Genomic DNA, 17,449 nt, shown 5'->3' with positions numbered 1-17,449 from the left:
CGTACAAAAGCGAACAGACAACGAGTCTCGCAGACTACCGCCCCAGCTGTTCCACCAGGCTGTCAGCCCCGTAGACGACCTGCAACGCTTCACGCAACGCACTGGAATGCACGGAGACAGAACGGCTTTGTTTTTCGGTGTAGATGAAATTCGAAGTCAGGGACTGGATGTTACCGTCGAAAATCAATCCGATGAGTTCAAGGTTCTTATTCACGACCGGGCTACCGGAGTTGCCACCAATAATGTCTGCGGTGCTCACAAAGTTCAGCCGAGTGTTTGGATTCAGGCTTGGCCTGGCTTTCTTCCACGATTCGGGGAGCGTGTAGTCGGCCTGTCCCGCATGCTTTTCTTCGTGTTCGTAAGCACCGCCAATGGTCGTCATGGGGGCAATCGTCTTTCCGTCCTGTTCATAACTCCTGACCGGGCCAAATGAAAGCCGCAGGGTGAAGGTGGCATCCGGATAGTTCGAGGTGCCTTCGGTTGCAAATCGGGCTTCTGCAATCTTTGCATAGGCCTGTTTTTCTTTCTCAGCGATCTCATCGTTGATCTTTCGCACACGATGGATTTCAGGCAACACAGTGCGTGCCAGTTGAATCAGGGGATCCTCGCTCGCCTGCAGGCCATTGATTCCAGCGGATACAGCCGCCTTCCTCTGAGCAACATCTTTCAGTTTTGTTCCACGCACCAATTCCGCCGCTCGATCCGCGGGACTCTTGCCAGCCAGAATTTGCTGACAAAGCTCGTCATCAGCACCACGCAGTTCCAGCGTTCGAGCGATGGAATCGGCCAGCAAGACCTGCTCGAGGTCTTCATAAATGGGGGCTTCTGAATACAGTTGCTGCAACAGAGATTCTCGACCAGCATCTGCATACTCCGGTAGACGCTTCGCCGACGGTTTCTGATCTTCCTCAATCATTTCAACGAGCGTCTCGGCAATGCCAAACAACTGCGAACGCAGAGAGATTTCCTGACCAAGCAGTTTTGCTCTTTGTGCTGACGTTTCTTCGATCGTCTTCCAGGCTTCTGCTAGTGGTTTCAGTTGATCATCTGAGTTAATCTTTTCCAGAAGCGCTTTCTCGGCAGCGGTTTTCATTGCGAACGTTGCCGGGTCCTGCAGACCACCCAGCATGCCCAGTCGGGCCTTCCTGGAATTCTGGATTCCAAACAGATCTTCTCTGGCACGACGGGCATTCTCGGTGCTGCGGAGTCCAAATTGTTGCAGGACAATTTCTGTGCGACGCAAACTGTTCAGCACATATGGCATGTAGTGATCTCGCTGATAACGAAGTGCAGCGGTTGTGTAGATGCGATTTGTGCGGGCCGGGTTTCCGGACACGAAGACCAGTTCATTTTCTTCGGGGCCATTGGCGGACCATTTGAGAAAGTGGCTGGTCGTCGCTGGTTTTCCATTGTCGTAGACACGAAAAATACACGCGTCCAGGCAAAAACGAGGATATTCGAAATTGTCTGCGTCGCCGCCAAAGAATGCGGCAGAGGTTTCAGGAGCCCAGACAAGTCGCACGTCCGTGTACTTCCGGTACTGGTAAAGATGGTACCGAGCACCGCCAAACAGCGTGACCACGTTGCTGCGAAGCCCGGAGGCATCCAGCGCATTCTTTTCGATGTCGGCGATCACGGCTCGGCGCGCCGCAACCGCATCTTCGGTCGACATGTCTGTGGTCACAGACGCGTTGACTTCTGCAGTCACGTCTTTGATGGCCACCAGTTGATTGAGCTCCAGGTCCGGCGCCTTGAGCTCTTCTTCGGTCGTTTTCGCAAGAAACCCGTTTTCCATGATGTTTCGTTCAGGGGTCGACAATTTGTACAGAGTGTCAGAACCCACGTGATGATTGGTCAGCACAAGCCCGTTGCTCGAGACAAACGAGCCCGATCCACCGATGTTGAATCGCACACACGACATCATCAGCTCCTTCGCCCACTCATCGCTGGGCTCGAAACCGTATGTTGTTTTCAGGTACTCTTTGGGAAGGTCCGTAAACAACCACATGCCCTCGTCTGCCACTGCGGGGGCGTGATGCGAAGGGCACACGGACGCCAGGAAGAGGACGACGATCCCGGCAAAAGTGAGAATGCGTCGGCACTCTGAGACTATGTTTTTCATGCGATGTCCTGAGCTGCTGATCATCGATTTCGGTGGACATGAGATTGTCATGGAACGTCCTTCAGGAAGAATCACAAACGGAAGTCAAAATCGAAAACCGTCGCGAGTGGAGATGTTTCAACAGTCTGAATCAGGGAGTTCTTTCTGAGGCTGCCATGCAAAACCCGCATCGTGAATTGTTCGACAGCCATGCGGGCATTTTCTGCGATTGCCGCAGAAACTCAATCGAAGTGACCCGTTGATGGAAAAAGATGCCGCCTGATCGGCTGGCGAGCACTGCACGAAAGTGCCGATGGTGTCCAGAAGACCGGCATTTCGGGTCGTCCGAGTTCTCAGGTTTCACTGCGATCACCGTGAATTGCATTGAACTGTTGAACAATGTCTTCAGAATACGACCTGCGCAAGTACCCAGACTTCCATCATGGTGCCACGCAGGCTGAGAGATTTTGCGATGCCTGAACGAAATACACCGCCCCAGTCAGAATCCGGCGATCCAGCAAATTGTTCGTGGGCTACGTACAGCGACGAGCGTTTACTGAAGATGCGCATGTGCAATCTGGGGATCCGCCTCCAGGGAACCGTTCTTGAGCCACGTATCGAACGGCTTTATGAGGAATTGGAGTCTCGGGGAATTGATTTTCGGCCACACTGCTGGGTCTCTGATGAATGGTTTTCCCCGGATGGAATCCCGGGAATTGCGATCCCGTTCTATCTGTTGCATCCGCGACTGTCTCGACTCGAAAAAAAACAAATGCTCGAGGTCGAGGGCGGCACCGAAGAAACCTGTATGCGTATTCTGCGCCACGAGGCAGGGCATACGATTGATACTGCCTACCGCCTGTCTCGCCGGAAACGCTGGCAGCAGCTCTTTGGGAAACGGTCGGCTCCCTATCCAAAACTCTACCAGCCGCGTCCTTACAGCCGCAGCTATGTCCGGCATTTCGACAAATGGTACGCTCAAAGTCATCCTGCGGAAGATTTTGCCGAAACCTTTGCCGTCTGGCTCAAGCCCAGATCGGGCTGGAAACAAAGATATAAGGGCTGGCCCGCACTGAAAAAGCTGCAGTATGTAGATGATCTGATGCAGGAAATTGGGCATTCGAAGCCCCAGCTTTCATCACGACAACAGATTGATCCCATCAAGACCATTCGCAAGACTCTGGGCGAACACTACTCCGCGCGGCGGGATTACTACGGGATTGAGCAGAATACGTTTTACGACTGCGAGCTGCTTCGATTGTTCTCGAACGCACCCCGTCATCGTAACAAGCCGTCGGCCGCAGTCTTTCTGCAACAGAATCGCGCGGAGTTCCGTCGTCACATCGCCGACTGGACGGGGCAGTATCAGTACACGGTCGACGAAATCCTTCGAGAGATCATTCAGCGTTGCCGCGAATTAGGCCTGCGAGTTGATAAGTCACCAACGAAGACCCGTCAGGAAGCGCTCGTTATGCTGACAGTTCAGATCATGAACTGCCTCAAGGATGGCTACCACAAGGTGGCGTTATGAGACCGTTGCGGATTGTCGTTCTGGTCCATGCCGATCTGGTTCCGCCTGATTCCATGGAAGGCTACACGGACGAAGAAATCCTGGAATGGAAGACCGAGTTCGATGTTCTGCATACGCTTCGCGAAATGGGCCATGATGCACATCCGGTCGGCGTTAGTGACGATCTGGGCGTCATGCGCCGAAGTATCACCGAACAAAAGCCGCACATCGTGTTCAATCTGCTTGAGGAATTCCGCGGTGTGCCGGTGTTTGACTCTCACATCGTAAGCTACCTGGTGCTGATCCAGCAAAAGTTCACAGGCTGCAATCCGCGCGGACTGATGCTGGCACACGACAAGGTTCTCAGCAAACAGATCTTAAGTTACCACCGAATTCCGACTCCCCGATTCTGCGTGTTCCCCATCGGGCGGGAGGTTCGAAAACCCGCCAAACTCCACTATCCCCTGTTTATTAAGTCGGCCACAGAAGACGCCTCACACGGACTTTCTCAGTCTTCAATCGTTCGTACCGAAGAAGAGCTTCGGGAACGTGTTCGGTATATCCACGAAGAAGTTCATACGGCCGCACTTTGCGAAGAGTTCATCGAAGGTCGCGAGCTGTACGTTGGGATCATTGGGAATTCCAAATTGAAAACGTTTCCCATCTGGGAACTCAAGTTCGACAAGAACAAAGAAAAGATACCTCTCATCGCGACGCGCGAGGCCAAATGGGATCCGGACTTCCAGAAGAAGTACGGCGTCATGACGTACGAAGCGACGGACCTCACACCGGCCTTGGCGCGGCGAATTGAACAGATCTGCAAACGCACTTACCGCGGGTTGTTTCAATCCGGGTATTCTCGCATCGACCTGCGAGTGACGGATGATGAACGTGTCTATGTGCTGGAGGCCAACCCAAATCCGAATCTGTCGTTTGGTGAAGACTTCGCGGAATCCGGCGAAGCTGCAGGCCTGAAGTACGACGCATTACTCGCACGCATCATTCGGCTGGGACTCAGCTATGATCCGGGAAAACCTCAGTAAAGCTTTCTCCTCGGTTTGAGCCGCCTGTAAAACGGACGGAGTCGCTCAAATCCTCGAGTTGCCTTCACCACGCGGGTGGAAGGTTCGCAGAGCCAGCGAGGCCCGGTTAAACTGACGCCTGATTTTCAGGCAAACCATTGATCGACTTGCGGCACCTTTTCCAGCGGATCGATGGTCAGTGCTGTTTCCAACCCTTCGTGGCTTCTTATGTCCGATCAACTTTCAAACCGTGACCAGATTCCCGCATCGACGAGTTCGGATGCGGGACAGGCGCATGGACAATCTGTGTTTCAGTCGTGCGCTGTGACGGTCCAGCTGCTGTTGTCGGCGCTGACGAAACTGGAATCCAGCGCACAGTTTCTTCAGGCGAAACCTCTTGATACGCGTGAATGGTTTGACCTGCTGAGGCAAAAGCTGGCACCGCAACTGGGCGAACAGGCCTGGTTGGTCGTGGCAGTTGTTGGTGGTACCAATATTGGCAAGAGTGTCGTCTTCAATCACCTGGCTGGCTGCAAAGCCAGTGCCAGTAGTCCACTGGCTTCAGGAACAAAGCATCCCGTCTGCCTGGTTCCGCAGAATTTTTCGGAGCAGCATTCGCTGCAATCCGTCTTTCCTGATTTCGACCTGCGATCGTGGCATGACGCAGATGAAGCATTGCAGGAAACGGACGCCAATCTTTTGTTCTGGCGAACAGCTCCGGAACTACCACCATCGCTGCTGGTGCTGGATACGCCCGATATCGACAGCGATGCGCGAGTCAACTGGCTGCGCGCTGACGCTGTGCGTCGCAGCGCGGATGTCCTCATCGCAGTGCTCACCCAGCAGAAATACAACGATGCTGCGGTCAAAGAATTCTTTCGAAAGGCGGGTTCTGAAGACAAGGCGGTCATCGTCGTCTTCAATCAGTGTCTGATCCCGGAAGACGAAGAATACTGGCCGATCTGGGTGAAGACTTTCTGTGACGAAACTGGTATTCAACCTGACGCATTGTTCATTGCACCAGGCGATCGTCGGGCAGCTGACGAACTTCGGCTTCCGTTTTTCGAACGTCCCTGGCCCGTGCCGGATGGCTGGGGCGCAGACCAGGTACCGGTCGATGATGTGCCCCACGATCTATCGGCGGAATTGGCGAGGCTCCGTTTTCGTGAAATCCGTATGCGGACATTGAAAGGATCGCTGCACGAGATCCTGAATGAATCCCGGGGCTTGCCGAACTGGCTGCGCGAACTTAGCGCGGCAAGTCGCGAGCTGGCGACGACGTCGGAACGTCTGACATCCGAAACCGCCCTGAAGATCAGGAACTGGCCCGCGCCAGCCAACAGTGAAATCGTTCGTCACATTCGCGATTGGTGGCAACATCGCCAGCACGGCTGGGCTCGCCGAGTGAATGGGTTTTACAACACGATCGGTGCAGGGATCCTCTGGCCACTCAGGGCAGCCAGAAATGCAATTTCAGGAGAGCCTGTTCCTCCCATGCAGGAATATCGGCAGCGCGAGTGGTCGGCCGTTCTGGAAGTTGTGGAAGAACTGTTCGACAAACTTCAGTGGATGGCGGAGTCGGGGAATCATTTGATTCGTCCGAGAATCGAATCCGTTCTCGAAGGCGCCTCAAGATCGGACCTGATTCGTCAGTTGAAATCCATGCATGAACAGATTGATTTCGACAGCGAGCTGTCCACAGTTGTCGAAAATCAGATGACTCGTTTTCGTGAAGACAGCCCTGAAGTTTTTAAGCTTTACGGGCAGCTCAACAATGTTAGTGCCGCGGTGAGACCCGTCACGAGCGTAGTGATGTTCACAATTGGATTCGGTCCCGCCGGGGAAGTCGTTGCTCCATTCGTTGCGGACGCAGCAGCTCAGGCCGTTGTTCATGTGGTTGCGGATGTGGCTGGTGGGGCCACAGCGGCCCTGGCGGGTGAAGCCGCTGTTTCAAACGCTGCAAGTACAGGATCTGGTTTACTTCAGGCGTGGTTTAATCAGTTACATTCGGCGTTCATGGCTCGGCGGGCAGAGTGGCTGACTCAACTGATCCATTCCGAACTGCTGGGAACGTTGCCTGAAGAGCTGCGGGCTGCCGCCACCCTGACGCAATCAGACGAATACAGAACTGTTGTTGGATTGAAGGATCAACTTGCAACCATTGTCAGAGAGCTGTAAAGAGCCGTGTGGACAAGTTGGAGAGAGCCGATACCCTTGCGCACGCGAACAACCTGGCATCGGAGTGTCACACTTCAGGAATCCTTGCCCAGGAATTGGCCTTCGGAAACGAACCGGGAATTATCCGGCACTTCCTCGTGACTTCGAGAGTTGATACCGTCATCCACGCTCTGCTCGAAATCCAGCGATCGTCCGTCAAGCAATCAGGAGTGTTTTGTGACTACAGAATCTGCTGCCCATCAAGCCCGAAAAGACAATCCCGGTCTGGCTTTGGGGCTCCTGGGCGTGATGATTTTACTGGCTCTGCCGGCAACCGTTTACTCTGCCGCTGGTGCAACGGACGAATTGTCAACCAGGGGCAGGCCACTGCTGGAACGGTTTCAGCGGCTGGATGCCAATCGCGATGGCAAACTTACTCCGGCGGAATTGCCCCGCCCCGATATTTTTGGTCGGCTTGATGCAGATAAGAATGGGGAAGTGACTCTGGAGGAAGCTCGCGCTGGCGTTGTTGCCGGTGTCTTGAAGCGAATGGAGATGAAAGAGCAAATTCCAGGTCCTTCCGTGAAACCGTCACCGAGGCCGGACAGTGTCGGGGCCACTGTCGATGCAGCAGATTCGGTTCGCAAAGGGCCTGATCTCTTATCCCCCGGAGAACATGGTGTAGGCGATCTGGTTGCTGATCTCCAGATTGAGGACATCGATGGTTCTTCGCAAAAATTGAGTCAGCTTCTGAGTGATCCGCGGGAACCGCACAGCCTTGTCGTGTTCGCAATGACCAGTACCAGCTGTCCTTTAAGCAGGAAATACCTGCCGACACTTGCCCGGTTGTCCCATGAATACTCTTCGCGCGGCGTTCAGTTTGTCTGCGTGAATCCGATGGCAAGCGATAAACGCTCCGATATTGATACTGCTCGTAAGACTCTGGCAGAAGGTTGCCTTTATCTGATTGACCCGGATGAAGCCGTGGCCGAAGCCATTGGGGCGGCATCTACCACCGATGTCATTGTCGTTGACCGTTCACGAACAGTGGTATTCCATGGCGCAGTTGATGATCAGTATGGTCTGGGATATTCGCATGACGCCCCGCGAAAGAGCTTTCTGTCGGACGCCCTGGAGGCTTTGTTGGCAGATCGTCAGCCTCTGGTCACGGCGACAGATGCTCCGGGGTGCCTGCTGAATTGGGTGCTTGAACCATCGGATGCGAATCATTTGCATCCGAATGAGTCTGTCGTCACCTGGCACGGAAGAATCTCGCGGCTCATGCAGCGGCACTGTGTTGAATGTCACCGCGATGGTGGCGTGGCTCCATTTTCGCTTGAAAGTTACGCGGATGTCGTGGCTCATGCTCCCATGATCCGTGACGTTGTCGCTCGCGGTGTGATGCCACCATGGTTTGCTGCACGTTCGGACAACGATGCAGGGGATTCTGCTTCGGGTGAACTTCTCCCAGGTTCCCGGCAACATAGTCCGTGGATCAATGATCGATCGCTGTCTGCGTCTGAACGTCAGGATTTGCTTGCCTGGATTTCCGGCAATCGAGCCGAAGGAAACCCAATGGATGCCGTGATCCCAAAAACTTATCCGAACGAATGGGCGATTGGTGAGCCGGACGCAATCTTTGAATTTAAGTATCCGGTTGCCGTGAAGGCTACGGGGACCATGCCATATCAGAATGTTGTTGTGGAAACAAATCTCCCGGAAGACAAGTGGGTGAAGGCAATCGAAGTTCGTCCGGGAGCACCTGAAGTCGTTCATCACGTTCTCGTGTTCGTTCAGGATGGCGATGGCAGTACTCGCGATTCCATTGCGGACGAAAGTCGTGGTTACTGGGGTATCTACGTCCCCGGCAACAGTACTCTGACGTATCCGGACGGATACGGAAAAAAGTTGCCTCGCCATGCACGGTTGCGGTTTCAAATGCATTACACCCCTAACGGTGCGGCTACGACCGACCAGACTCGGATCGGTCTTGTCTATGCTGAACATCCTCCGAAGCATGAAGTGAAAGTGACCGGCATCGTCAATCCCCGCTTACGAATTCCCCCAGGCGCGGACAATCATCGTGAAGTGGCGAAGCTACTGGTGCCCGCGGATGCAAAAGTGCTTGCATTTCTGCCACACATGCATCTGCGTGGAAAGGCTGCGCGATTTGAATTGGTATCGAACCGATCCACGACGACGCTTCTGGATATCCCCCGATACGATTTCAACTGGCAATTGCTTTACCGGTACGCGGAACCATTGCAGGTCCATCGCGGCGATCAGATCGTATTTACGGCATGGTTCGACAATAGTTCCGACAATCCCGCGAATCCTGATCCGAACAGGACTGTTCGTTGGGGGCCGCAAACGACTGACGAAATGCACCTGGGTTATGTTGAATATATCCTGGACTAAGAAATCTCTGACGATTACGGTCGCGCTTGCTTTGAAGTGTCAGGCCCGTTCCATTCGTACGGCCGCCTGAAAAGCTCCTTCGATTCCTGGGTTCATGACGCCCGGGCCATCAGAATTCTCCGACTTCAGGTCGCTTCTCGGCGGGAAAACAGTACTCGTCATGAGATTTCACAGACGTCGTCTGCTGCGTGAGATTTCAATCTTAAGACAAGCCGACTAACATCCGTTTCCGTACGTTTCTGTTTCGCGCTGCACACGCTGCAGTGTTTCGTTCATCAGTGAAATCGTCCAGTCATGACCGAGCAAGTTCGACGGGAAGGCCCCGTTACTCAGTTCATCAATCACCACTACCGTCACTTCAACGCGGCGTCTCTTGTGGACGCTGCCAACGGCTATCGGAAACATCTTGAATCCGTTGGAAGTATGATGGTGTGCCTTGCAGGCGCGATGAGTACCGCTGAACTGGGATTGTCACTTGCGGAAATGATCCGGCAGGACAAGATTCAATTGATCTGTTGTACGGGGGCGAATCTTGAAGAAGACGTCTTCAATCTGGTGGCGCACGACTACTACGAGCGAGTCCCGCACTATCGCGAACTGACTCCACAGGACGAACAAGCTCTGCTGGATCGCCACATGAATCGTGTGACAGACACCTGCATTCCTGAAGCCGAGGCCATGCGGCGGATGGAATCGGCGATGCTGGAAGTCTGGACAGCTGCAGATCAGGCCGGCGAAAGATATTTTCCTCATGAATTCTTCTGGCAGGTCCTCCGCAGTGGCAAGTATGCGGAGTTCTACCAGATCGACCCAAAGGATTCGTGGATGCTGGCCGCGGCCGAAAAGAACATTCCCATCGTTGTTCCTGGCTGGGAAGATTCCACGCTTGGAAACATGTATGCAGCGGCAGTAATTCGCGGCGATGTCAGGAATGTCCATACCGTGCGAACAGGCATTGAGTACATGACCTGGCTGGCAGAGTTCTACTCGAAAACATCTGAAACAAGCCAGATCGGCATGTTTCAGATTGGCGGCGGGATTGCCGGTGACTTTCCGATTTGCGTTGTTCCGATGCTCCATCAGGATCTGGAACGAACCAATGTTCCGTTGTGGGGTTACTTCTGTCAGATCAGCGATTCGACAACCAGTTACGGCAGCTATTCAGGCGCAGTCCCCAATGAAAAAATCACCTGGGGAAAACTTGGAGTGGAAACACCGAAGTACATCATCGAATCGGACGCGACCATTGTCGCACCTTTGATTTTTGCACATGTGCTGGGATGGTGATCCATGGCAAAAAGGAAATCACAGACGGACGCCTCAAAAGCGGAAGACCCTGCCAGCGGCTCAGTCTCTATTGAAGCTGCCATGGAGGAACTGGGGGAGATTGTTGCGCGTCTTGAATCAGGCAAAGAATCGCTCGACGATTCGCTGCAGTCGTTTGAACGCGGTATGACGTTGCTGCGCCAATGTCACCGTCGGCTCGATGGGGCTGCCCAGCGAATTGAGATTGTGACGCGACTGGGGGATTCACCGGAGGAAATAGAAACCGAATCGTTTGACGGAAGTTCATCGCTCAATCGCACGGAGACCGGGACTGCGAGCTCTTCAAACCCAAAGTCGGGGGCCAAAAAGAACAAAAGTTCGGAAGATGCGAATATCGATGACGATCCGCTGGATTCCGCGGGACGGCGCCTGTTTTGAAAGCTGCGAAGGGATTGGGGAGCCATTCTGCACGCATTGAGAGTGACCGTTCAAAACTCATGTCTTGCCGCATTCCTCAGCGCACCCTATGATTCGGCATGCAATTCGCTGAAGAGTGTTCAGTATGTCAAACTGTCAGTGTGACGGGGCGATTGGGTTGTGTGGAAAATGACAATTGACGGTAATTCGCGGGCTTGATGGGGGCAATCCTCCGGTGGACTGGTAGTGTCAGAATCGACATGTCAGGTCTCGGGTGGACTCGGTTTGAAAGAGATCCGGAAAAATGTCCGAGCGGTCAGCATTTGACCGCTAAAGTTGTCAAATGGCCGGAAAGCGATTTCTTGATGATATGTAACCGGCAAACGCGTGGTTGAAGGTCGAAAGCCAAAAGCCGCGAAGGGTTCTGAATTTGTTCGACCGGCATGACTGGTCAGAAACCAAAGCGAAGAGGAAGTCGAATGTACGAACGCTTTACCGACCGTGCACGAAAAGTGATGCAACTGGCCAACCAGGAGGCGCAGCGGTTCAATCACGAATACATCGGAACAGAACACATTTTGCTGGGCCTCGTCAAAGAAGGGTCCGGGGTTGCTGCCAACGTCCTGAAGAATCTGGACGTCGATCTGCGCAAAATTCGAATCGAAGTCGAAAAGATCGTTCAAACTGGCCCCGACATGGTCACGATGGGCAAGCTTCCTCAAACACCTCGCGCGAAGAAGGTGATTGAGTACGCGATGGACGAAGCCCGCAACCTGAATCACAACTACGTCGGCACAGAACACCTTTTGCTGGGCCTGCTTCGGGAGCAGGAAGGCGTCGCTGCACAGGTTCTGATGAACCTTGGCATGAAGCTCGAAGATGTTCGCGATGAAGTACTGAATCTGCTTGGCCACGGGATGGAAGCCGCCGAAGCAGGGTCGGAAGAACGTGGTGGTGCGGCCGGACCACAAAAAGGTGGCTCACGAAGCAAAACGCCCGCACTGGACAGTTTTGGCCGTGACCTCACCGAACTAGCCCGTCAAAAGAAACTTGACCCGGTCATCGGGCGTGAACGCGAAATTGAACGAGTCATTCAGATCCTTTGCCGTCGCCAGAAAAACAACCCTGTCCTCCTCGGTGAAGCAGGTGTTGGAAAAACGGCGATCGTCGAAGGTTTTGCTCAGATGGTGGTCGATGGCAACGTGCCGGACATCCTCGCGGATCGTCGCATCATTGTGCTCGACCTGGCAATGATGGTTGCCGGAACAAAGTATCGAGGCCAATTCGAAGAGCGGATCAAGGCTGTGATGAACGAAGTTCGTCGCGCTCGTAACACAATCCTGTTCATCGATGAATTGCACACTCTGGTGGGAGCAGGCGGAGCTGAAGGCGCCATTGATGCGTCCAATGTGCTGAAACCTGCCCTCAGCCGCGGCGAGCTGCAGTGTATCGGTGCGACCACGCTGGATGAGTACCGCAAATACATCGAAAAAGACGGTGCTCTGGAACGCCGTTTCCAGACCGTAATGGTCGAACCTCCAACACCGGATCAGGCGGTCGAAATTCTAAAGGGACTTCGCGATCGTTACGAAGAGCACCATCGCGTCCAGATCACGGACGACGCCCTGGAAACAGCCGTCGAAATGTCGTCGCGCTACATCACAGCTCGCTGCCTGCCCGACAAAGCTATCGACGTGATAGACGAGGCAGGTGCTCGCGTCCGTCTCAAGTCTATGGTGCGTCCACCAGATCTGAAGGAACTGGAAGAAGAGATTCAGCGTCTGAATCAATCGAAAGAAGATGCGGTCGCAGAACAGAAGTTTGAAAAGGCTGCGTCCTTCCGTGATCAGGCCGACAAGCTGCGACGCAAGAAAGATCAACTCACCGAAGAATGGCGGGAAAAGTCCCGCCAGACCGATGGTGTCGTGGACGCAGAAGTCGTTGCGGAAGTGGTTGCAAAAATGACCGGCATTCCGCTGACACGCCTGTCCAGCGAAGACGCCGTGCGGCTGCTCCAGATGGAGCAGGAGCTGCACAAACGCGTCATCAGCCAGGAAGAAGCCATCAAGCAGGTTTGTCGAGCTGTCCGTCGCAGTCGCAGCGGCTTGAAAGATCCAAAACGCCCAACGGGAGCGTTCCTGTTTTCGGGCCCAACAGGTGTGGGTAAGACGCTTCTTGCGAAAACTCTTGCCGAATTTATGTTTGGGAATGAAGACAGCCTGATCCAGATTGACATGTCGGAATACATGGAAAAGCACAATGTCAGTCGACTCATCGGTGCTCCTCCGGGGTACGTCGGATTTGAAGAAGGCGGTCAGCTGACTGAGAAGATTCGCCGTCGTCCCTACGCCGTCGTGCTGCTGGACGAAATCGAAAAGGCACATCCAGACGTCTTCAACATGCTTCTTCAGATTATGGAAGAAGGCCATCTGACAGATAGTTTTGGTCGCCGAGTCGACTTCAAGAACGTCGTGCTGATCATGACTACCAACGCTGGTGCCAGCAAAATGGCACACGGTGGAAGCATGGGGCTGCATACGCTTCGGGAAAAGGACACCGAGAAAACGTATGACGAAATGAAAACTCACCTGATGCATGAACTGCAGCGTCAGTTCAAGCCGGAGTTCCTGGGGCGACTCGACGAAGTCGTTGTCTTCCGCAAGCTGACTCGCGTTGAACTCATGGAGATCGTCGATATCGAGCTCAAGAAGGTCTACGACCGATTGAGAGAACGAGGCAAACGTCTCGAACTCTCCGACGAGGCTCGTGGCTTTATCATCGACAAGGGCGAAGCAGACGACGGGCTCGACTATGGTGCCCGCCCGTTGCGACGAAGCGTCGAACGATTTATCGAAGATCCGTTGTCCGAAGAATTGCTGCGTGGCACGTTCGATGGTCAAAACGTCATCCGCGTTTCTGTTAAAGAGGTCGGCGATCAGAAACAGTTGAATTTCGACGGCGCCAGTGAAGACGAGACACCTGCAGAGACGGTTGCTGCTGCTGCCGAAGAGTAGCCAGGTGGTCTTTAGTTCTTAAACGTTCAGGGCTTCGTGGCAGTCGCTATGAAGCCCTTTGCTTTTCCATGACCGACTGTTGATTACAATTCACAGGTCACCTGTCGTCCTCGGGTCGTCAGCGATCTACCCGGACGGCTTCACCCAAAAGAGTTCACGCAAGGAATGTCTATCAATGACGGGCTACACCGTACATACCGGTACCAGTAAGAAGTTTGTCAGTGGTTGGGATCGAGTCTTCGGCAGCAGCGAAGAAGCCTCCAGCCAGCCGAAGGCTGCAAAGTCAAAAACAAAAAAGCAGCCGGATAAGTCCACGTCTGCCAAGGCGACCGGGAAATCACCGACGAGGAAAAAGTAGTTGCAGCAGGTCTCCAGAATGGAAGACGGAGAGTCTCTATGTTAACTGATGCCAGTCGTGCACGCGATTTCCCCTCCCTCGCCGATCGCGTGTACCTGAATACCGCCGCGGAAGGCATACCACCACTGGTGGTTCGCGATGCATTGACGCAGTACTTCGCGGACAAGCAGCTGGGGATGGATGGGCGCGAACCCCATTTCGAGCAGTTATCACAGCTCAAGAGTCTGATCGGGGAGTTCTACGGACTTAGTCCGAGCGAAACCGCTGTCTGCTCCTGTTCATCCGAGGCCTACAATCTGGCAGCGATCGCGATGCAACTTCAGGAGGGAGACGAGGTCGTTGTGAACGATCTTGATTTCCCCGCAGGCGTAACCCCCTGGATGCAGGCTTCAAATCCAGCCACCGTGAAGGTCTGGCGATCCCGAAATGGGGCTCTGTTTGTTGATGATCTCAAACCATTGCTCTCCTCAAGGACCAGGCTTGTCACGACGTCTCTGGTCAGCTTCTTCAATGGATTCCTGCTGCCTCTGGATCAGGTGAGGGAAGTTGTTCGGTCATCCTCCGATGCGCTCTTAAGTGTTGACGTCACACAAGCGCTCGGTCGAATTCCACTTGAGCTGTCCGACGTCGACTTGATCGTGAGTTCCACACACAAATGGATTCTTGCGAGTCACGGTGGAGGGCTGGTGGGCGTTCCTTCGTCCCGATCGAGTCAGCTAACGGTACCCGCCGGTGGCTGGCTGCATCTTCAGGATGCATTCGCGGCGGATCGGTTCGAACGGCCGGCAACCAGCCTGCCCGGCGCTGCTGGCTTCGCCGTTGGGATGCCAAACTTTCCCGCAGTCTATGCCATTCGCGCAGCGCTCGACTACATTCGTTCGGTGGGTGTTCAGGCAATCGCAGATGCCTCAGCACCGCTAGTGCAGCATTGCATCACCGAACTGAGTCGAATGCCAATCGATTTATTGACACCCGTCGACCAACCGATCGCTGGTATCATCGCGTTCCGACATCCAGATGCAGACCAAATTCACAAGCAGTTGCTTCAAAAGAATATCCATGTCATGGCCCACGCCGGTCGGCTACGGATTGCAATCCATGGATATAACACCCATTCGGATATCGAGTTTCTGTTGGGATCCCTCAGAGAACTTGTCTGAGCGAATGGCTCTGAACGGCGACACCCGGAATTTCAGAGCTGATGGCTGTCACTCCTTTCGGACTATGTGAGAGTGCCAGACTCCTTTCATCTGTGTTGCCTCTTTCCCGATGGCCTGCCATCATCCAACAAGTTCCTGTCAACAAACGGCATGATAAGTTCGTCGCACACACACTCTGCCCTCTCATCGACTGCACCGCGGATCAACATGTTCAGAATATCTCAGGCTGTTTTTTTCCTCGTTCTGTTTCTGACACCCAGGGTCGATGCTGACATCATCTATCAGGTTGTTCCGTATTCGGGCTTTGCACCCGGCTACGGACTGGAAAGCGGCTTCATCACAACCGATGGCACAATCGGGCAAATTGATGCCTCACACATTGTTGCTTTTGAATTTCGGTTTCACACTCCTTCGAACAACTACGTCGTGGACTCGACTAATCATGCTCTGGTTTATTTTGACAACTCCGATGCAGAGCTGGTGGCCACACCAACAAGCCTCGACTTCCATGCAGCCACCAGTGGTTCTCTAGGGGATGACCTTGTATTTGGCGACATCTTTCAATCCATCACATTTGGCTCCAGTAGCCAGTCGACGCATGGATTTGTGGAACTGTTTGGTGATTTCGATATTTCGACATCTCACCCCGCAGGCCCCGGACAAATATTGAATATCGCGAATGCCGCTGTCCCTGAACCATCGTTTGCCGTGGCTCTTGCCGCGATTCTCGTCATTCTTCGCAGAGGACTTGACCGCACGGCGACGGAGCTGTCCTGACAATTCTCAGCCCCTCATCGGTTTCCTGAAAATCAACATCCTCGCTGCCTCGAAGCAAGCCCATTCGCTTGAAGCGGGCTCTATGGGAACACAATTACGGACACGCCTTGCCCCGGAAACTTGTCCAGCTGTGTGAGCATGACAGCCCCCTGCTCCAGGGTGACGGTGTCACTGATCAGTTTCTGAGGTGCCAACTGCCCCGAAGTGATCATTCCAAGCATACGCCCGTACTCATACGACTGCATTCCATGGCTTCCCAGCAATTCCAGCTCATTGGCGATCACAGCGGACATCGGAATGGGTGGGTCACTTTCTTCACCAAGCATCAAACCCACCTGAACATGTCGCCCGCGTTTCGCCAGACTTCTCACTGAATTCCAGCATGTTTGTCGGCTGCCAAACGCGTCGATTGAAACATTTGCTCCGGCTCCTGTAATTGAACGCACGCGTTGTACAACGTCATGTTTCGTTGAGTCAATCAGTTCTTCTGCTCCACAGGACCTGGCCATCTGCAATCGTGATTGCTGGACATCGATCGCGATGACCCGCGCACCCATGGCTGTTGCAATCATCACAGCAGAAAGTCCGACACCACCGCAACCGTGAATCGCCACCCAGTCTCCGGGTTTGGTACGGCCCTGATGCACAACTGCCCGGAAGGAAGTTGCAAATCGACAGCCCAGACTTGCAGCTGTCACAAAATCAATAGACGGGGGCAATGCAACAAGGTTGACATCGGCATGACGTATCAAAACGAACTCAGCAAAGGCTCCCCACTGAGTGAAACCTGGTTGCGTGTATTGGTCACAAATGTGCTGATGTCCGGATTCACACTGAGAGCAGATGCCGCATCCGCAACAAAACGGAACAGTCACTCGATCTCCTGGCTTCCAGCGAGTTACAGCGGAACCTGTGGTGTGAATCACTCCGGCAAGTTCATGTCCGGGCACATGGGGCAGCTGGACGTCACTGTCATGCCCCATCCATCCATGCCAGTCGCTTCGACAAATGCCGCATGCTGCGACTCGAATGATAACCCCATCCGGTCCCGGTGAAGGAACTGCGACGTCGCGGATCTGTAGCGCCGTTTGATACTGTTCGAAAACAGCGGCCTTCATAATTGTCTCCTGATTTCAGTCGTCTGATGCCGTTGTTGAAACGACTTTAGTCAACTTTTGATTTCAAAGTAATTGCACGCGGTTTCCGGCACATCTCTTCCCAAATACGGACGCTACTTTGGCACACCAAC

At 53.8% G+C, this 17,449-nt stretch carries 12 protein-coding genes; 10 read left to right on the top strand and 2 right to left on the bottom strand.

The features are described 5' to 3' along the window. Positions 1–34 precede the first annotated feature (34 nt). Complete coding sequence (locus R3C20_09030) at positions 35–2,122, bottom strand: S46 family peptidase (protein MEZ6040638.1); 2,088 nt, start codon at positions 2,120–2,122, stop codon at positions 35–37. A gap of 451 nt (positions 2,123–2,573) precedes the next feature. Here R3C20_09030 and R3C20_09025 point away from each other — a divergent pair, with 451 nt between their 5' ends. From R3C20_09025 to R3C20_08980, 10 genes are all read left to right on the top strand, one after another. Next, entirely contained in the window at positions 2,574–3,632 is a 1,059-nt protein-coding gene (locus R3C20_09025; protein ID MEZ6040637.1) for a putative zinc-binding metallopeptidase, read from the top strand. Continuing rightward, positions 3,629–4,654 carry an ATP-grasp domain-containing protein gene (locus R3C20_09020; protein MEZ6040636.1) on the top strand — a complete coding sequence of 342 codons (1,026 nt, stop codon included), beginning with the start codon at positions 3,629–3,631 and terminating at the stop codon, positions 4,652–4,654. Before R3C20_09025 ends, R3C20_09020 begins: the two co-directional genes overlap by 4 nt. Positions 4,655–4,861: 207 nt before the next feature. Beyond that, complete coding sequence (locus tag R3C20_09015) at positions 4,862–6,811, top strand: GTPase domain-containing protein (protein ID MEZ6040635.1); 1,950 nt, start codon at positions 4,862–4,864, stop codon at positions 6,809–6,811. Between the two features lie 216 nt (positions 6,812–7,027). Continuing rightward, a complete protein-coding gene (locus tag R3C20_09010) occupies positions 7,028–9,208 on the top strand; it encodes a redoxin family protein (protein MEZ6040634.1) in 2,181 nt (726 codons plus the stop codon). A gap of 294 nt (positions 9,209–9,502) precedes the next feature. Further along, positions 9,503–10,495, top strand: a complete 993-nt coding sequence (locus R3C20_09005; protein ID MEZ6040633.1) for a deoxyhypusine synthase family protein — start codon at positions 9,503–9,505, stop codon at positions 10,493–10,495. A 3-nt stretch (positions 10,496–10,498) separates the two neighbouring features. Continuing rightward, positions 10,499–10,912 (top strand): exodeoxyribonuclease VII small subunit, encoded by a 414-nt coding sequence (gene xseB / locus R3C20_09000; GenBank protein ID MEZ6040632.1) that lies wholly within the window; start codon positions 10,499–10,501, stop codon positions 10,910–10,912. 458 nt (positions 10,913–11,370) lie between these two features. Further along, entirely contained in the window at positions 11,371–13,905 is a 2,535-nt protein-coding gene (locus R3C20_08995) for an ATP-dependent Clp protease ATP-binding subunit (protein ID MEZ6040631.1), read from the top strand. Positions 13,906–14,080: 175 nt separating this feature from the next. Then, entirely contained in the window at positions 14,081–14,263 is a 183-nt protein-coding gene (locus R3C20_08990; protein MEZ6040630.1) for a hypothetical protein, read from the top strand. A 38-nt stretch (positions 14,264–14,301) separates the two neighbouring features. Beyond that, positions 14,302–15,423: an aminotransferase class V-fold PLP-dependent enzyme gene (locus R3C20_08985; GenBank protein ID MEZ6040629.1), complete on the top strand. Its 1,122-nt coding sequence runs from the start codon at positions 14,302–14,304 to the stop codon at positions 15,421–15,423. A 207-nt stretch (positions 15,424–15,630) separates the two neighbouring features. Continuing rightward, positions 15,631–16,200, top strand: coding sequence for a hypothetical protein (locus tag R3C20_08980; protein MEZ6040628.1), 570 nt, complete (start codon positions 15,631–15,633; stop codon positions 16,198–16,200). An 80-nt stretch (positions 16,201–16,280) separates the two neighbouring features. Here the strand turns inward: R3C20_08980 and R3C20_08975 are convergent, their stop codons facing one another. After that, on the bottom strand, positions 16,281–17,318 hold the full coding sequence (locus R3C20_08975) for a zinc-dependent alcohol dehydrogenase family protein (protein MEZ6040627.1): 1,038 nt from the start codon (positions 17,316–17,318) through the stop codon (positions 16,281–16,283). Positions 17,319–17,449 lie beyond the last annotated feature (131 nt).

This window comes from Planctomycetaceae bacterium (assembly GCA_041398825.1).
Classification (GTDB): Bacteria; Planctomycetota; Planctomycetia; order Planctomycetales; family Planctomycetaceae; genus F1-80-MAGs062.
This window is presented reverse-complemented; position numbering and strand designations above follow the sequence as displayed.